The organism is Nocardia sp. NPDC051756, assembly GCF_040681495.1.
In the GTDB taxonomy this organism is placed as follows: Bacteria; Actinomycetota; Actinomycetes; order Mycobacteriales; family Mycobacteriaceae; genus Nocardia.
The window spans coordinates 68,619-85,887 of the sequence record NZ_JBFAYV010000004.1 but is presented as its reverse complement, the minus strand read 5'-3'; the positions used below and the strand labels follow the sequence as shown (position 1 = coordinate 85,887).

At 64.9% G+C, this 17,269-nt stretch carries 9 protein-coding genes; 2 read left to right on the top strand and 7 right to left on the bottom strand.

Going from position 1 to position 17,269, the window contains the following annotated elements; translation table 11 throughout:
• Positions 1–15 precede the first annotated feature (15 nt).
• Positions 16–6,804 carry an amino acid adenylation domain-containing protein gene (locus tag AB0M22_RS17370; protein WP_364727264.1) on the bottom strand — a complete coding sequence of 2,263 codons (6,789 nt, stop codon included), beginning with the start codon at positions 6,802–6,804 and terminating at the stop codon, positions 16–18.
• Positions 6,805–7,689: 885 nt separating this feature from the next.
• On the opposite strand from AB0M22_RS17370, the gene AB0M22_RS17365 reads away from it, so the two are divergent.
• Entirely contained in the window at positions 7,690–8,709 is a 1,020-nt protein-coding gene (locus AB0M22_RS17365) for an alpha/beta hydrolase family protein (RefSeq protein WP_364727262.1), read from the top strand.
• 62 nt (positions 8,710–8,771) lie between these two features.
• Here the strand turns inward: AB0M22_RS17365 and AB0M22_RS17360 are convergent, their stop codons facing one another.
• Positions 8,772–9,056 (bottom strand): hypothetical protein, encoded by a 285-nt coding sequence (locus tag AB0M22_RS17360; protein ID WP_364727259.1) that lies wholly within the window; start codon positions 9,054–9,056, stop codon positions 8,772–8,774.
• A gap of 115 nt (positions 9,057–9,171) precedes the next feature.
• Between AB0M22_RS17360 and AB0M22_RS17355 the strand changes: the two genes are divergently transcribed.
• Positions 9,172–9,888 (top strand): spermidine synthase, encoded by a 717-nt coding sequence (locus tag AB0M22_RS17355; RefSeq protein ID WP_364727256.1) that lies wholly within the window; start codon positions 9,172–9,174, stop codon positions 9,886–9,888.
• A 2-nt stretch (positions 9,889–9,890) separates the two neighbouring features.
• Here AB0M22_RS17355 and AB0M22_RS17350 read toward each other — a convergent pair whose 3' ends face one another.
• From AB0M22_RS17350 to AB0M22_RS17330, 5 genes are all read right to left on the bottom strand, one after another.
• Positions 9,891–10,394, bottom strand: a complete 504-nt coding sequence (locus AB0M22_RS17350; protein ID WP_364727254.1) for a metallophosphoesterase — start codon at positions 10,392–10,394, stop codon at positions 9,891–9,893.
• 13 nt (positions 10,395–10,407) lie between these two features.
• Positions 10,408–13,269: an RND family transporter gene (locus AB0M22_RS17345; protein ID WP_364729767.1), complete on the bottom strand. Its 2,862-nt coding sequence runs from the start codon at positions 13,267–13,269 to the stop codon at positions 10,408–10,410.
• 50 nt (positions 13,270–13,319) lie between these two features.
• Positions 13,320–13,733 carry an MmpS family transport accessory protein gene (locus tag AB0M22_RS17340; RefSeq protein WP_364727251.1) on the bottom strand — a complete coding sequence of 138 codons (414 nt, stop codon included), beginning with the start codon at positions 13,731–13,733 and terminating at the stop codon, positions 13,320–13,322.
• Between the two features lie 141 nt (positions 13,734–13,874).
• A complete protein-coding gene (locus AB0M22_RS17335; protein WP_364727249.1) occupies positions 13,875–15,782 on the bottom strand; it encodes a nitrate- and nitrite sensing domain-containing protein in 1,908 nt (635 codons plus the stop codon).
• A gap of 366 nt (positions 15,783–16,148) precedes the next feature.
• A complete protein-coding gene (locus tag AB0M22_RS17330; RefSeq protein WP_364727246.1) occupies positions 16,149–17,249 on the bottom strand; it encodes a hypothetical protein in 1,101 nt (366 codons plus the stop codon).
• Positions 17,250–17,269: the final 20 nt, after the last annotated feature.

Here is a 17,269-nt window from a genome sequence, read left to right as displayed (position 1 = left end):
TCCACTGGCACAACGCTATTCGTTGGCGCTCCCGATGGGGGTGGGTAGGAAACCCGACTGCATGAAGGCGCGGATATAGGTGTCGAGGACGCTCTCGTCGATCGGTAGGCAGGTGATTGCGCTGCCGGTGAGGGCTTGGGTTGTGTTGGTGCTGTTGATGTTCGGGTTTGTGGTGCCGCCGGTGTAGTTGCTGCCGAGGAGAGCGGCGCGGACCAGGGAGTCGTCGCCGGCGAGGTAGCGGATGTTGGCCTCGTCGGCGAGGCGGATCTGGATGGTTTCGAGGGGTTCGGTTTCGATGGGTAGGCCGTGTTTGCGTAGGCAGGTGAAGATGTCGCGGATCGGCAGGGGGGTTTGGTTGACCAGGTGGTATGCGGTGGCGGTCGCTTGGCCGAGGGAGATCTCGACGATGGCGCGGGCCACGTAGGTCACCGGGGCGAGGGAGATGGTCGCGTCGCCGACCTCGGGGGCCATGCCGAGGATCACGGCCGCACGGATCATGTTCCAGAAGGAGTCGTCGGCGCTGTTGACACCGACCTGTAGGTCTCCGGAGACAAGTCCCGGGCGGTAGATGCGGGTGGGCACGCCGCGTTCGGCGGCCTGTAGGACCAGTTGCTCTGCAACCCATTTGCTGGTGATGTAGCCCTGTGCGGGCAGTTCGTCGGCGGTGATGCGGGTGGTCTCGTCGACCGGGGTATCGGGGTGCACGGTGGAGATCACGGTGTTGATGGTGGAGACGAAGTGGACGGGTTTGATCCGTCGAGTTGTCGCCAGGCGCAACACCTCTCGGGTTCCCTCGACATTGGCGGCGCGTAGCCGGGGGTACGGCTCGAGGTGATTGACCTGGGCACCGTTGTGGTAGATGACGTCGATTCGGTCGGCCAGCCATGCGTGGTAGGTGTCGGACAGACCGAGCGAGGGTTCAGCGAGATCGCCTGGCACGGGGATGATTCGGGCCTCGGGGATGTCGCTCCACAGCTGGTAGCGCTGCAAAGTTTCGTAGATTCGGTCGCGCGCCGCCTGCGTACTGTCGGCACGAACCAGGCACCAGACGACGGCGTCGGTTCGGTCCAGGAGTTCCCGCAGCAGGTAAGCGCCGACGAAGCCGGTGGCGCCGGTCAACAGCACGTCGCGCGTCGGGCGCTGGCAGGTCGGTGCGAGGTCGGCGGTCGAAATCTCCGGTCCGAGTACGGCATCGGCAGTGATCGTCGCGAGGTTGTGCGTGGGTGCCTCCGCGCCTGCGATGCGCGCGGCGAGGCTGCGCACGGTGGAGGCGCTGAACAGCGTGGCGACCGGCAGTTCGACACCGAGGCGGGCCGACAGCGCGTGTTGGAGCGTAAGGGTGAGCAGCGAGGTGCCGCCGCGGGCAAAGAAGTCGTCGTCGGCACCGATGCGCTCGACCCCGAGTACCTCCGCGAACACCGACGCGACGAGCTCTTCGGTCGGCGTGGCCGGTTCGCGGAAGGCGGCTGCTTCGAAGATCGGCTCCGGCAATGCTTTTCGGTCGAGCTTGCCGACCGGAGTCAGCGGAATCTCGTCGAGGACCACGATCGCGGACGGCACCATGTGCCGGGGCAAGCTGTGCTCGGCGTGCCCGGTGAGCCGGTCTGTATCGATACTGCCGCCGAGTACCGGGCGTACGTACGACACCAGAACCGTTTCCTCGGTGTGGGTTTCGTGTCCGACCGTGACCGCGAAGTCGATGTCCGGATGACCGCCGAGTACCGCGTCGATTTCGCCGAGTTCGATGCGGAAGCCGCGGATCTTCACTTGGAAGTCCGAACGGCCCACGTACGTCAGCTCCGGCGCGGCAGCGTCGGGCGACGTACACCAGCGCACCAGGTCGCCGGTTCGGAACATCCGAGCACCTGGCTCGCCCCATGGATTCGCGATGAACCTGCCTGCGGTGAGACCGGCACGGTCCTGGTAGCCCCGAGCCAGTGTCCCTCCGGCCAAATACAACTCGCCGGTGACGCCGGGAGGTACCGGTTGCAATCGCTGATCCAGCACCAGTGCGGACACGCCGCGCACCGGCCCGCCGATGGTGATCGCGCGGCCCGCGGTCTGTGTGCCGAAGGTCGCGGCGATGGTGACCTCGGTCGGACCGTAAGCGTTGATGTATCGGCGACCCGGCTGCCATTTGGCCACCAGCTCCGGCGACGTGACGTCGCCGCCGACCAGCAACGTCTCGGTCGGCACGCCGGTCGGATCGACGGTGCTCAACACCGCCGGAGTAGCGCTGCAATGCGTCACCTGCTCGTCGCGCAGCACCGAGGCGAATTCGGGCCCGCCGATCACGTCGGGCGGCAAGACGACCAAGGTCGCGCCGACCGACAATGTACAGAGCCACTCCAGTGCCGCCGGGTCGAAGCTCGGCGAAATCGAGTGCAGCAGTCGGTGATGCGGTTCAAGCGCCAAGGCACCCACCGTGTGCTCGATCAAGCCGGCCAGCCCGGTATGGGTAACCGTGACGCCCTTCGGCACGCCTGTCGACCCGGAGGTGTAGATCAGGTACGCCGGATTGTGCAGCCGCAGTGGGGAAATGCGGTCCGCGTCGGTGATCGGAGTCGCCGATCGGCGCGCGCAGGCTGCTTCGATCCCCGGGTGATCGAGGATCAGCCAGGTCACGTCGTCGGGTAGGTGGTCGACGTACTCGCTGATGGTCAGGCCGATCACCGCCGAGGAATCGGTCACCATGTGCCGCACGCGATCCACCGGATACGTCGGATCGACCGGCACGTACGCGCCGCCGGCCTTGGTTACCGCCAATACGGCCGAGAGCATGGCGTAGGAGCGTGGGAAGGCCAGCGCGACAATACGTTCCGGGCCGACCCCGAGATCGATGAGGAAGCGGGCCAGCTGTGACGAGCGTTCGTCGAGTTCGCCGTAGGTGATCGATCGGCCCTGGTCACGAACCGCTATCCGGTCTCTCCCCCAGCGCATACCTCGAAGCAGCAGCTCAGGCATCAACGCACCCGCCATCGACTCGGCCGGGTGGACCAGGGTGAGCACGGCGTACTCGTCGCCGGCCAGCAGCGCGAGATCGCCCACCGGCAGCTGCGGCCGCGCAACGATGTCCGCCAGCAGCCGTGCGAACCGGCCCGCCATCTCCTGGATCGTGGCTTCGTCGAACAGGTCTCGGGCATAGGAGAATTGCGCGGTCAGGCCGGCGGCGGTCTCCTGTATCGCCAGCGAGAGGTCGAACTTCTCGACGTCTGCCTCGAAATCGACTGCGGCGACCTGCAATCCAGGCAACTCGAAGGTGGCGTCCGGCAGATTTTGAAAGACGAACCCGACCTGGAACAACGGATTCCGAGCCGTCGACCGATCCGGATTCAGCGACTCCACCAGCCGCTCGAACGGGATATCGGCATGCTCGAACGCTTGGAGATCGACTTCGCGGGTCCGCTCGAGCAGCGCACCGAAGTACTCCTGCCCGGCAATCCGGGTGCGCAATACCAGGGTGTTGACGAACATGCCGACCACCGCGTCGAGTTCGCTCTCGCCACGCCCTGCCACCACCGTGCCGACGGCGATGTCGTCTGTGCCCGACCACCTGGCCAGGAATATCGTGAACGCGGCATGCAGCGCCATGAACGGCGTCGCATTGTGTGCGCGGGCGATGCCCGACAGACCTCGCTGCACCTCATCGTCGATCGAAAATCGCACGCGCCCACCGGCGAACGACCGCATCGGTGGCCGAGACCGATCGAACGGCAGCTCCAATTCATCGGGGAGTCCTGCCAGTGCATTGCGCCAGTATTCGAGCTGTCGAGAGATCAGGCTGTCCGGGTCTGTCTCGGCACCGAGCACTTCTCGTTGCCAGATGCTGAAATCGGCGTACTGCACCGGCATCGGTGCCCAATCCGGCTCCACACCAGTGGATCTGGCCGAGTACGCGACCATCACGTCACGGGTCAACGGCATCATCGACCAGCCGTCGGCGCAGATGTGATGCGCGACGAACACCAGCACATGCTCGATCGCCTCCCCTGTGCCTACCCTGAACAGCTTGGCCCGCAACGGAATCTCGGCGGCTACATCGAATCCAATGGAAGCGGCTTCGGCGATCCGCGTCAGCAGATCGGCCGCCTCGACTGGTTCCGGCGTCAGGTCGATCGGCCAGGCGGGCAGGATCGATTGGTAGGCAACATCGTTGTGCCGCGGATACACCGTGCGCAGGATCTCGTGCCGCGTGATCACGTCCGCGATGGCTCCGCGCAACGCCGCAACATCCAGCTCACCGGTCAGCCGTACTGCGACGGGAATGTTGTAAACCGCGGAAGCCCGGTCGAATTGGTTGAGAAACCACATCCGCTGCTGCGCCATCGACAGCGGGATCCGTTCCGGCCGCGGCACGGCCACCAACGGCCGGCGACCACCCGCACCCAGATGCCGCGCGACCTCGGCAGCCAGCGCGGCCACGGTCGGCGCGATGAACAGCAGCCGCGCCGACACTCTGGCCTCCAGTACCGCGCCGAGCCGCGCCGCCACCTGCGTGGCCAGCAGGGAATTGCCGCCGAGGGCAAAGAAGTTGTCGTCCAAGCCCGTTCGGTCCAAGCCGAGCACAGTCGCGAACACCTCGGCGACTGCCTCCTCGGTGGAAGTCTCCGGCGCACGGAACACCGCGGTGTCGACTACCGGCGCAGGTAGCGCCCTGCGGTCCAACTTGCCGTGCGCGGTCAGCGGTATCGCATCGATGACGACGAAAGCCGACGGAACCATGTAATCGGGCAGCGCCCTGGCCATCTCGGTGCGCAGTGCGGCCACGTCCGACTGCCCGACCAGATACGCGACGATCCGCTGGTCACCGGGAGCATCCTCGCGAACCACCACGGCGACTTGGCGAACCGAGTCCAGCGCGAGCAGAGCCGCCTCGATCTCACCGAGTTCGATGCGGAAGCCACGCACCTTCACTTGATCATCGGCGCGCCCCAGGTAGACGAGATCGCCGTCGGCATTCCACGAGGCCAGATCGCCGGAGCGGTACAGGCGGGAACCGTCGCCCGCAAAAGGATTGGCCACGAACCGCGCAGCCGTCAGTCCCGCGTGCCCGAGGTAGCCGCGAGCCAATTGCGCACCCGCGAGGTAGATCTCACCGGACACGCCCGTCGGGACCGGCTTCAACCGGTCATCCAACACCCAAATCTGCAAACCAGGAATGGTGGTGCCGACCACACTGCGGTTGGTCGCCGAAACCCGATGGCTCGTCGCATGAACGGTCGTTTCGGTGATGCCGTACATGTTCACCAGCTGCGTCGCACCGTGCCGCGCTCGCCAGTCAGCAAGCCGGTGAAACTCGAGCGCCTCGCCACCGAACACGATGTACCGCAACGACAATGCGTCGGAGCTCGCCGACGCCGCACGGTCCGCTTCCGCCAGCTGATAGAACGCCGACGGAGTCTGGTTGAGCACGGTAACCCGCTCGCTACGCAGCAACTCCAGGAATTGATCGGCGGCACGAGAGGTCTCGTAGTCCACGACCACCAACGTGCCGCCGTGCAATAGCGGCCCCCACAGCTCCCACACCGAGAAGTCGAACGCATACGAATGGAACATCGTCCACACATCACGATGATCGAAGCCGAACTGCGCCTGGGTATTCGCGAACAACGTCGCGACATTGCGGTGCGGAATCTGCACCCCTTTGGGTCGCCCGGTCGAACCGGACGTGTAGATCACATACGCGAGGTTTTCCGGTCGTAGCACCGCGATTCGGTCCGCGTCGGTGACCGGCGAGGCGTCGAGATCGGACAGATCGCCATTCACCTCGATCGAAGGCATCGCCGTGGGCAGAGCGATCCCCGGCTCCGTCACCACACACGCGGGCGCGGCGTCGGCGAGCAGGTACGCGATCCGGTCGGCCGGATAGGCCGGATCGACCGGCAGATAGCCGCCACCAGCCTTCACCGTCGCAAGCAACGCGACCACCAGGTCCAGCGACCGAGGCAGTGCCACCGCCACCAGCTGCTCCGGGCCGATGCCGAGTGCGATCAGCTTGCGCGCCAACCTGTTTGCCCGGATATCCAGTTCGCGGTAGGTCAGTGTCTCGGCACCGAACTTGACCGCGGTCGCGTTCGGATACGCCACGGCGACGTCATCGAACAACTCGGAGAGCGTTATCCCGGGCTTGGGCGAGCGCGGGAACAGGGTCGCGAAGAACGCACTGAGCGGTTCCGGCAGCCGGCGTCGCTGTGCATGCTCGGCGATCGCGGCCACCGCGGCCTGCGTCACCGGCACGGCATCGAAGACACCCGTCGAGCCGGCCGTCACATACGCGATGTCGTCCTCTTGAATCGGTCGCAACCGGTCCTCGTACGTCACCGGATCACTCGACAGCCGTACGAGTTCGCGCCGTACCGCAGGGTCGTCGACCATCAACCACTCGATCGAGGCGCTCAGCTGCCACGGCATCCCCGCCGTCAGGCCGACCACCGGCCGCACATCCGACAGCAGGTACTCGGCCCGCTCCGCCGACGCCTTCGCGTCGACCACGACGAAGCCTGCCCCGGTCTTCGCCACCGCCCACATCGCCGACACCGCCCCGATCGGCGACGCGACCGCCACCGCGACCAGATCCCCCGGTCCGATCCCGCGCCCGATCAACAGCCGCGCCAGCCGCGACGACACCTCGTCGAGCTCGCGATAGCGCAGCACCGCGCCCGGCATCGGCACGGCCACGCCGTCCGGGTCGGCTTCCACGGCCGTCGCCAACAGCCGCGGCAGGATCGCTGCCTTGGGCCGTCGGGTATGCACTGGGCGCGTGCGCACTGGTTCGCGCATCGGCCCCGACGGGTTACCGCTCACATCCATCTCTCCCCACACATTGCCTTCGGCAGATTGCTCACCACTCGTCGTCATTTGTTGGTCACTTGACCAGTTCGCGACGTATAGACTTTTCGGGTCGGTGACGTCACTATCGCCCCCAACCGTCGGATTCCTATCATGAACCCGACCGGATCAGTGCATATCAGGGTTTCCAATTGAAATTAGCCAATCAATAGCTCTTTTGTCGAAAGTGTACCGGGAATTGCGTCCATTCCGCACCTAAAGGGCTCCTGAGCGCCACTCGGCTTCGGCGCGTCACCAGCCTTGGGTGACAGCAAGTCCGACCACCTTCAGTTAACCGGGAGCTGGGCGGACCCACCACACAAGCGGGTTACATCGAATGGTTCCTAGATCAGAGTCGGAAAGATCGACATGCGTGATCAAGTCCAGATTCGGTTAACAGCCCGTGTCCAATTCGCAAACACTTTCACCAACATGCGATTGCTTGCTATTTGCCATACTTCAGAATACACGAGGATCTCGTGACTTAACGCACATATACCATTTGGATATGATTAGAAAACTATGATGGTTTGATTACGCTGACCATTCCGCCCGACAGCAGGCTCTGCTTAAGTCCGGTAAGTGCCTTCGCTCGACAATGTGACGTCGGCTACTCGGTGGACCGATGTCCCCTCGACCGACTTCGCTTGCGCCCGTTAGGATTCAGGCGTCCTGGTCGGCCTCTGCGGGTCGGCCGGCGGGCATCGCCGAGGCCGGATCCCGAGGTACAGTCCAGCACCGATCGGCGCTGGCATGTAACGGTTTCGCCTCGGCGGAAGACGCACTGTGTGGAGATTGGGGCAGCCCGCGCGCCGGTTCTACGCACAGCCGATAAGGGAGTACTAGATAGATGCAGGTCCGATGAAGATTTCCGCACTACGCACCACCGCCGCGTTGCGGACCACCGTGATCGCACTCGCCGCCACGTTGTCCGTGAGCCTGCTCGGCGCCGCGGCCTCGGCCGAGCCGCCGAAGCCGTCGGCCGTCACGTCCATCGACAAGGCGGGACGGACCTGGCACCTCAAGGTGTACTCGGCCGCGATGAACACCGAAATCCAGGTCGACGTGCAACGCCCGGCCGACGAGTCCAAGCCCGCGCCGAACCTCTACATGCTCAACGGCCTCGACGGCGGCATCGGGACCGCCAGCTGGCAGGCCCAGACCAACGCGCTGGAATGGCTGTCCGACAAGCCGGTCAACGTCATCCAGCCGGTCGGTGGGCGCGGCAGCTACTACACCGACTGGCTCAAGCCCGACCCGACGCTCGGCACGAACAAGTGGAAGACGTTCTTCACCGAGGAGCTGCCCCCGCTGCTCGACAAGACGCTGCAATCCACCGGGCTCAACGCGCTGACCGGTCTGTCCACCTCCGGCACGTCGGTGCTGCAGCTGGCCGAGGCCAAGCCCGGCCTGTTCAAGACCGTCGCCGCCTACAGCGGTTGCGCGCAGATCGCCGACCCCGCGGGTAAGCAGTTCGTGAAGCTCGCCACCGAGACCTGGGCCGGCGGCGACACCAAGAACATGTACGGTCCGGACGACAGCCCGCTGTGGGCCGAGAACGACCCGGTCATCAACGCGGAGAAGCTGCGCGGCACCCTGCTCTACGTCTCCAGCGGCAGCGGCATCCCGGTGCTGGACGACGTCAACTACTACCTCGGCAGCTCGCCCGGCCCGTCCGGCGCGGTCAACCTCGGCCTCGGCGTAATCATCGAGGCGGCGGTCAACGGCTGCACGAACAACCTGAAGAACCGCCTCGACTCGCTGAAGATCCCGGCGACCTACCAATTCAACCCCGTCGGCACCCACTACTGGCCGTACTGGGAAGAAGCGCTGCACAATTCCTGGCCCCTGCTCGCCCAGGGCATGGAACTGCCGCACTGATAACCGTTCACGTTCACGGGAGGAGTCCAACGGACTCCTCCCGTTTTCGTTCCACGACATTCTCAGTCCCCGCCGGAGTTGACCACCGCCCACCACGCGACAAGCCGGTTCGCCAGTGAATCGACTCCGTAATGGTCGCGGTGATGATACGGATTCAACCCGAAGTGATTTTCCAGCTCATGCCACAGGAACTCACTGACCGCGGCCGTGTCCGCCCCAGCGTCCAGCATGATCAGTATCGGCGCGATCAAGCAGTCGTACTCGTCATCCACCAGATCCGCGACACCAATCGGATCCCACTGATTCAGCAGATATCTCAGATTCCCCTCAACCTCAACCTCTCCCACAGACGCATCATCGCACGGGCACATCTCTGATCGACCTCGATCGATTACCAGGTATCGGCGTGAATCGCCCGTGCTGGATGCCGATTTCGCGCGGTGAGGGCCTATCGTGGCTGCGATGAGTGCACACTTCGAGGAACTCGGTTGGCAGCAGACGGCTATGGGGGAGATCAGTTTGCGGCGGCGGTTCGAGCCTACGGCTCGGGTTGATGTTTATGAGGTGAAGCTTGGGGATGAGTATCTTATGTCGAGTTTGTTTACTGTTGCGGAGCGGGAACTTGCTCGGTTGGGGTTGGCGCGGACCGCGGGGGCGGAGTTGGATGTGGTTGTGGGCGGGTTGGGGTTGGGGTATACCGCTCAGGAAGCGTTGCAGGACACGCGGATTCGGAATCTTACTGTTGTCGAGTATTCGGATGCGGTCATCGATTGGCACAATCGCGACTTGCTGCCTGACACTGCGGGTTTGACCGCCGATAGTCGAATCTCCCTCGTGTGCACCGACTTTTTCGCTGCGGCGGCGAGCACGACGGGGTTCGATCCGGAAAATCCGGGACGGATCTACGATGCGATCCTGCTCGACATCGATCACTCTCCGCGCCATGTACTGCATCAACCACACACAGCCTTCTACACCCGAGAGGGCATGCGGGCTCTGTCCGCACACCTCACCCCGCACGGCACCTTCGCCCTGTGGTCCGACGACGCACCGGACGATCAATTCCTGTCGATCCTCGAAACCGTGTTCACCGATGTCGAAGCCGAAGAGGTTCCCTTCGACAACCCGCTCACTCGCGGCCAGTCGACCAACACGATTTACCTCGCCACCCGATCCTGAAATCAGGAACCACGTGGAAGGGCGTGCAGCACAACCTCACTCAACTGCCCTGCCGAAACACGCGCCGTCATATAGGTGTGCTCGGGCTGCCTCCGCCGATCCGTCGGCGAACCCGGATTGAGCAGTCGCAACCCGGTCTCCGCGACCGTGTCCCACGGAATATGACTGTGCCCGAACACCAGCACATCGGTATCCGGAAAATCCCGCGCACACCGCTGCTCACGACCTTTGGCCGCCCCGGTCTCGTGCACCACCGCCAACCGAACCCCGGCCAATTCGACACGGGCGATCTCAGGCAGCCGAGCACGCAGCGCCGGGCCGTCATTATTGCCGTACACGCCGATCAAACGCTTACTGCGCGCCTCGAGCCGATCGAGCAGTTCCACCTCGACCCAGTCCCCCGCATGCACGACCACGTCGGCGACCTCCACCTCGCCCCACAACCGCTCCGGCATATCCCGCGCACGCACGGGCACGTGAGTATCGGAGATGATCAGCAGCCGCATACCGTCCGGTGTATCACGCGGATTCGACCGCCGAGGGCTGACGCAGCCGAAGGATGTTGATCGGCCACCAGAACCAGCGCCCCGCCAGCGCCGCGATGGTCGGCACGACGAACGACCGAACGATGAGCGTGTCGAGAAAGAGCCCGATGCCGACGGTGGTGCCGATTTGCGCGATGTTGTGCGCGTAACTCACCAGCATGGCGAACATCGTCACGCCGAAGACGAGCCCGGCGGTGGTGACCACCCCGCCGGTATTGACCATCGACCGGATGATCCCGGTATTGATGCCGGCCGACAGCTCTTCCTTGAATCTGCTCACCAACAGCATGTTGTAATCCGCACCCACGGCAACCAGGAAGATGAACGACACCGGCGCCACCGACCAGTGCAACGGATTGCCGATGATGTGTTGCCAGATAAGAACAGTCAGCCCCAGAGCGGAAAGATACGACAGCGCCACAGTGCTGATCACCGCAACGGCGGCGACGAGACTACGTAGCAAAATCAGCACCACACAGAACACGAAGGCGAACGCGGCAACCACGCTGGTGATGAAGTCTTCCCGGGCGAAGGCCTCGATATTGAGCAACGTGCCACCGGGCCCGCCGACGCTGACCGTGCTTCCGGCCAACGACGTGCCCTTCATCGCCTGCAACGACACCGGAATGATCTTGGCGCTGAGATCCATCGCCTCCCGGCTGAACCCCTCCATCTGCGGCGTAACCACCATCCGCGTCACCTTGCCGTCCGGCGAAAAGAAGAACGGCAGCGCACTTTTGAACAGCGGACTGTCGAACGCCTGACTCGGCATGAAGAAGAATCCATTGGGATCACCGGTGGTGAAGCCCTTGCTGACCTCGTCCAGGAACTGGGTGATCTCCGAAATCTGCGGGATCAGGATGGTCAGCGTGCCCTGCAACGGCGCGAGCACGCTGTTCACCTGGGTGATGAAACCTTGCAGGCTCGCGATCTGCGCCCCGAGCTGCGGAAGTGCCTGCGAGGCAGAGCGAACGCCGCTCACGAGCCCGTCGACAGTGCTGTCCAGCTGCCCCACATCGTCGAACAACGAGAACCCGGTAACCGCTGCCTGACACGGACGGACATCTTGGCAATTCGGGATCGAACTCACGAATTGCCTTGCCGGCCCGGCGGTATCGCGCAGCGAGTTCAGTTTCTCGACCACTCCGCTGACGGCCGACTGCAACGCGACCGCACTGCCGTTGACCTGATCGAACCCCTGCTCCCCGGTGTCGAGCGCCCGCTGCACCCCCTTGATCGTGAGATTCAACTGGTCGATCCGCCCCGCGAGCCCGGTCAGATCGTCGAGCCGCGGCGTGAGCATGCTCTTCAACTGGGTGAAGCGATTACCGATGTAGCCCGCCTGATTGGTCAGCGTGCCCTCTTCCAGCGGAGTGGTCAGCGGACGCGTAATACCTTGCACCGCACTGACTCCGGGCACCTGCAACACCGCATTGGTCAGCTTCGCGAGCGCGATCAGATCCGCGGGATTGCGCAGATCGTGATCGGATTCGACCAGAAACATGCTGGGCGACATGATGTTCGGCGGTAGATGCCGATCGGCCGCGGCGATCCCGAGGTTAGCCGGCGAATCGCTCGGCTGGGCGATGCGTTCGTTGAAGCTCGGCCGGAAGGTCGGCAGCACGAGGATCGCGATGACCAGCACGGTGAGGCTGGCGGCCAGCACCGGTCCCGGCCAGCGCACCACGGCGGTCGCGATCCGCCGCCACCGCCGCTGCGACGACTGCGGCCGCGGCTCCAGGAACCCGAGCCGGCTACCGACGGCCAGCAACGCGGGACCCAGGGTCAAAGCTGCTGCGAGAGTGACGCTTACGGCGATCGTGCACGGCAAACCGGAGGTACTGAAGATCGCGAGCCGAGTGATGGACATGCAGGCGGTCGCGCCGGCCACGGTCAATCCGGAGGCAACGATGATGTGCAGAACCCCGTGCAGCGCGGTGTAATACGCCGTCTCCGGATCCTCACCCGCACGTCGAGCCTCTTGATACCGACCGAGCAGGAAGATGCCGTAATTCGTCCCGGCACCGAGCACGATCACCGCCAGCAATGCGGAAGCGAAGATCGAGACGCCGATTACCTGATGTTCGCCGAGGTACGCCACGACAGGCCGCGCCACCGCCAAACCCATTCCGACGGTGAGCAACGGCATCGCCACGGTGATCGGCGAACGATAGACGCAGAGCAGAACCACGCCGACCAGCCCGGCGCACACGATGATGAGCAGCAACATCGAATCGTTGATCGCGACGAGTTCGTCGTTGACCACCGCGGACGGCCCGGTCAGGTGCACCGTGATGCCCGGCGGCGGCGGAGTGTCGGCGATGATGTCCCGCGCGGCCTGCGTGGACTCCATGGCCAACGCCGTGCCCATGTTCCCGGCCAGGTTGAGCAGCACATACGACGCTTTCCCGTCGGAACTCTCGCTGGCGGGCGAGAAGTTCGGGTTGGACCACAGGTCCATCGCCGAGTTGACGTGCTTCTTGTCCTGCATCAGCCGGTCGAGCAGCGTCGTGTAGTAGCGGTGCGCGTCGTCGCCGAGCGGTGCGTCCCCCTCGAGCAGCACGTAGACGAAATTGTTCGTCCCCGCCCCGCCGAAGGAGTTGCCCATCTTGACGATCGCCTGCACCGAGGAGGCCTCGTCCGGCAGGAAGGATTTGGCGTGCCCGTTGACCACTGTTTCCAGTTGGGGGACAAAGAGATTCAAACCACCGGCGAGCAGTAACCAGACCGCGATGATCGGCAGCGAGAACATGTAGAGCAGTCGCGCCGGCCATGGCCGACCCGGTGCACGACGGGCCAACCTCCGGTCGAACGGCACGGAGAGTTCGCCGCGCATCCGGACGAGCACCTCGCGCGCACGGATCGAGGCCCGCGTCATCCGCTCGTTCACGACACCGGCACCGAGCAGTTGACCGCGGCGAATCGCCCGTTCGCCACCTGCGCGTCACGAGGCTTCCCGTCGATGAGAATCCGGCACGAGACCTGGTCGGCGTCCGATTGCGCGACGACGCCGGTCGACAAGGTCAGCCGATGGGTGCGCAGCGAGGTCCGCCACGGCAGGTCGGCCGAGATGTCCTTGACGTTGCCCTGCTCGTCCAGATACGACAGCCGCACCGGTGTCCCGCTCGGCCCATCGATCTCGTAGTCGACGACCTTCTCTATCGGCCGCCCGAGCACCGGGGGTGCGCTCGAATGCCCGATCGCCAGGTCCGGGATCTCGCTCAATCGCAACCTGGCGATGAATATCGCGGTCAGGCCCAGAACCAGGAATACAACGCCGTATATCCAGGCACTCTTCATGATTTCTCCGCTATCTGTTCAGCCGCCAGCGGTAAATTGCCGTGACGCACGGTAACAGACACTATTCGGATTAGGCAATATGGCATAAGCCATATCAGCGATATGGCTTCGACCAGGCGTTTCGGTCCGGAACCCGGCCGGTCAGCGCTGCAAACTCAGCCCACCGGGCACGTGCCCATCGGCACTGTTGCCGGCACCTACGGGCAAGGTATCGACGGATTGCTCGCCCGTGGGTGCCTCCCGATCCCGCTCTCCCGCAATGATTTCCGCGGGCAGATGCAACCGCGCGACGATCCCGCTGACCGGCGACGCATTCAACTCGACCTCGATGCCGAGCCGCCGCGCCAACCGCCCGACCACGTAGTGCCCGAGATACCGGGTCGGCGCGACGACGAAGTCCTGTTCGCCGCGCAACCGGGCATTGGCCTGGGCCAGCTTGTCCGCGGGCATGCCGATGCCGTGGTCGACCACCGCGAGCAGGTAGCCGGTCGGCAGCATCCGGCCGTAGATCTCCACCTCGAGATCCGGCGGGGAGTAGGCGAGTCCGTTCTCGATCAGTTCGGCGAGCATGTGCGCGAGCGCGGTGACCACCCCGCCGACGATCGCGACCTCGTCGATCCGGTGCACGACCACCGGCTGGTAATCGTCCACCTCGGAGAGTCCGGCCCGGATCACGTCGGTGAGCGCGATCGGCTCCGCCCAGCGCCGCGGACTGGACTCGCCGACAAGCACCAGCAGGTTCTCCGCGTTGCGGCGCATGCGGGTGGCGAGATGGTCGAGTTCGAACAGGTTGGACAGGCCCTTGGGATCGAGTTCCGCGCGCTCGAACGCGCTGATCAGGCTGAGCTGGCGGCGGACCAGGTTCTGATTGCGGCGCGCGAGGTTGGCCAGCGATTCGACGGTATTGCGCCGAACCTGCGCCTGCTCCGAGGCCAAGGTGAACGCGGTGCTCTGCACACCGTCCAATGCCGCTGCCAGCGCGGCGATCTCGGTGCTCGCGCCGGACGCGGCATGGACCGGCTCGGGCGGTGGTGGCTGCGAATCGTCGGAGGCGTGCCAGGCGGCGATGATGCCCGGCAGTCGGCGATCCGCGACGTCATCGGCGTCGTCCGCCAGCATGACGAGCGGGCGCACGATGGCCCGCACGCTGACGAAAACCATTGTCACCTCGGCGATTACCGCGATCAGCGCGGCGAGCAGCACGCCGCCGAGGATGAACGCGGCGTGCTTGCGCAACACCTCCGCGCGCTGCCGCACATCGTCGCCGATCGCCTGCTGCACCCGGCGCTGCTCATCGATGACCGCCGTCATCTGCGCCCACCAGGTCACCGGATCCACCGAACGCACCAGCGGGCCGGCGTAGGACGCGATCGCGATCTGTTCCGATTCCATTGCCTTGGTGGCATTTTCGCCGCGCAGCGCGGCGTCGAGCAGTCGCTGCTGACGACTGGTGGCGTCGCGCGCGAATGCGGCGAGACCGGCTGTCTTGGCGGCGCGGATCTCCTGGAATTGCCCGTACTCGTCGGCCCGGAACTCGTCGGCGGCGAAGACACCGTTGAGGAAGCCGCGCTCCTTGGCGGTCTGTTCCTTCGTGTCGCCCAGCGCGTACAGCGCTCGCAGTCCGTGCCGCACCTGCGAGTCGCGCGCCGAATCCAGGCCGAGCGTAAGCCGATTCAGCACGGTGATGCCGTCGGTGTAGAACTGGAAGGCCACCTGCCTGCTGATCTGACGACCATCGATCTGCCAGCGTGTAGTGGCCAGGGTCGCGAATCTGTCCAGCGCCGTACGCAATTCAGCCGAACCCAGGGTATCGCCGATGTCGGCTTCGAGCGCGTTCAACGCCCGATCGGTATTCACCCGCTGATCGGCCACCGACCGCTCCAGCCGAACATCACCGCCGAGCAGCCCGTTGCTCAGCCCGCGCTCACGCTGCACTTCCTGCACCAGGTCCTGCACCGCGAGCGCCAGCGAAACCCCCTTCACGGTCTCGCCACTCTGCCGAAACGACCCCACCTCCCGGACCACGATCACGCCCAGCAGCACGGACACCAAGACCAACGAAACAATCAGAATTCGGCTCAGCTGGCCGCGAATAGTGCGCGGCCGCACCATCCTGCTACCCGCACTCGCGGCTCCATCACCAAGGCCGGTAACGACTTCCGCTCTACCACCGAGAATTTCCGAACGCTGAGGCAAACGCACAACCTGCTCCTCTGATCGACACCGCGATCGCCCCACGCAGAGCACACGGAAAGTCAGCAGCAGCCTCCGCCCACCCCCACCCCCTGTCAACGCAAAAACCGGACAAACAGGGCACTCGTTACATTTCTAAACACGCTGGTAATCAACCATTTTTCGAGATGTCGACAACCTCACAGCGCTCGACCACCGACTGTGAGGTCGTCGACCCCGAAGTCAGGCGCAGCGTTGGCGTTCGAGGATGTAGTCGCAGGCTCGGGTCATGTTGTGGTGGCCGGCTTCGTCGAGGAGTTGCCAGGCGGCGGTGGAGGAGAGGTGGAGTTCGTTGCGGAGGTCCAGTTCGTAGAGGCGGGCCCAGATGTTGTGGACCACTTCGTGTTTGGACTCGGTTTCGGTGCGGATGCGCTGGGCGAGGGCGAGGGCTCGGTCGGTGTCGCCGAGCATGCGCTGGTAGGCGACCAGGCGTAGTTGCCAGCCGGTCGGGCCGAAATGTTCGGGGAGGCCGGCGGCGGCCTGCTGGTAGTAGGCGTCGCCGGCGTGGTCGTCGCCCTGGTAGTGGCGGCAGAGAGCCAGGGCCGAGGCGATGCGCGGATACAGGCGGCTGGTGGTACCGCTGGAGGCTTCGAAGCTGCCGGTGAGGTAGCGATCGGCGAGCACGTAGTTGCGGTGGTGCAGGTAGAACGTGCCGGCGGCGAGGAGTAGCTGGGCCCGGGATTGCCCGGCGCCGGGATAGCGTTTGCCGCACACGTCGTCGAGGAGGCCGGAGTCGGCGTTCATGCCCGCGTAGTCATTCAGCTCGCCGCGGTTCCAGAACTTCCAGGCCGCGCACACGAGTCGCAGGTCCAGGCCGACGAAGAACTCGGCGGCGCGACGCCGCTCGGCGCTCGCCTGCTCGACTCGGCGCAGTCGTCGCATGGATTCGGCGAATCGGCCGAGCGTGTTCGCGTAGAAACCGCTGAACACATCGTCCAGGGCCGCCCAGGTTCCGGACATCGATCCGCTGGTCAGCAAATCCTCGGAGCGCTCGAATCGGCCGGTCAACCAGCGGTTGTGCCGCAGCAGCAGCCGGGCCAGATCGGCGAGGTCGCGATCGCCGACGAGGCGCGCCCGCACCGCGACCCGCTCGAGCAGCTGATCCAGCGCCGGGTAATCGCGCCGGCGCAGCAGCTCGAAACGCACATTCCGCAGGACGGCAGCGAATTCGGCCGCGGTCGGATCCCGATCCCCCGGCGCTACCAGCGGCAGCGGAAACAACACGCCGACCCGGTCGATCCGCTCGACGAGTTCGTCGGAAGCGTGCTGACCCGTGTCCCCCATGCCCGCTCTCCTCTCGCCAC

Excerpts from the sequence above, each read along its gene's own strand:
- AB0M22_RS17365 (WP_364727262.1), top strand. The coding sequence starts at position 7,690 with ATGAAGATTTCCGCACTACGCACCACCGCCGCGTTGCGGACCACCGTG.
- AB0M22_RS17355 (WP_364727256.1), top strand. The coding sequence starts at position 9,172 with ATGAGTGCACACTTCGAGGAACTCGGTTGGCAGCAGACGGCTATGGGG.
- AB0M22_RS17350 (WP_364727254.1), bottom strand. The coding sequence starts at position 10,394 with ATGCGGCTGCTGATCATCTCCGATACTCACGTGCCCGTGCGTGCGCGG.
- AB0M22_RS17345 (WP_364729767.1), bottom strand. The coding sequence starts at position 13,269 with ATGCGCGGCGAACTCTCCGTGCCGTTCGACCGGAGGTTGGCCCGTCGT.
- AB0M22_RS17340 (WP_364727251.1), bottom strand. The coding sequence starts at position 13,733 with ATGAAGAGTGCCTGGATATACGGCGTTGTATTCCTGGTTCTGGGCCTG.
- AB0M22_RS17330 (WP_364727246.1), bottom strand. The coding sequence starts at position 17,249 with ATGGGGGACACGGGTCAGCACGCTTCCGACGAACTCGTCGAGCGGATC.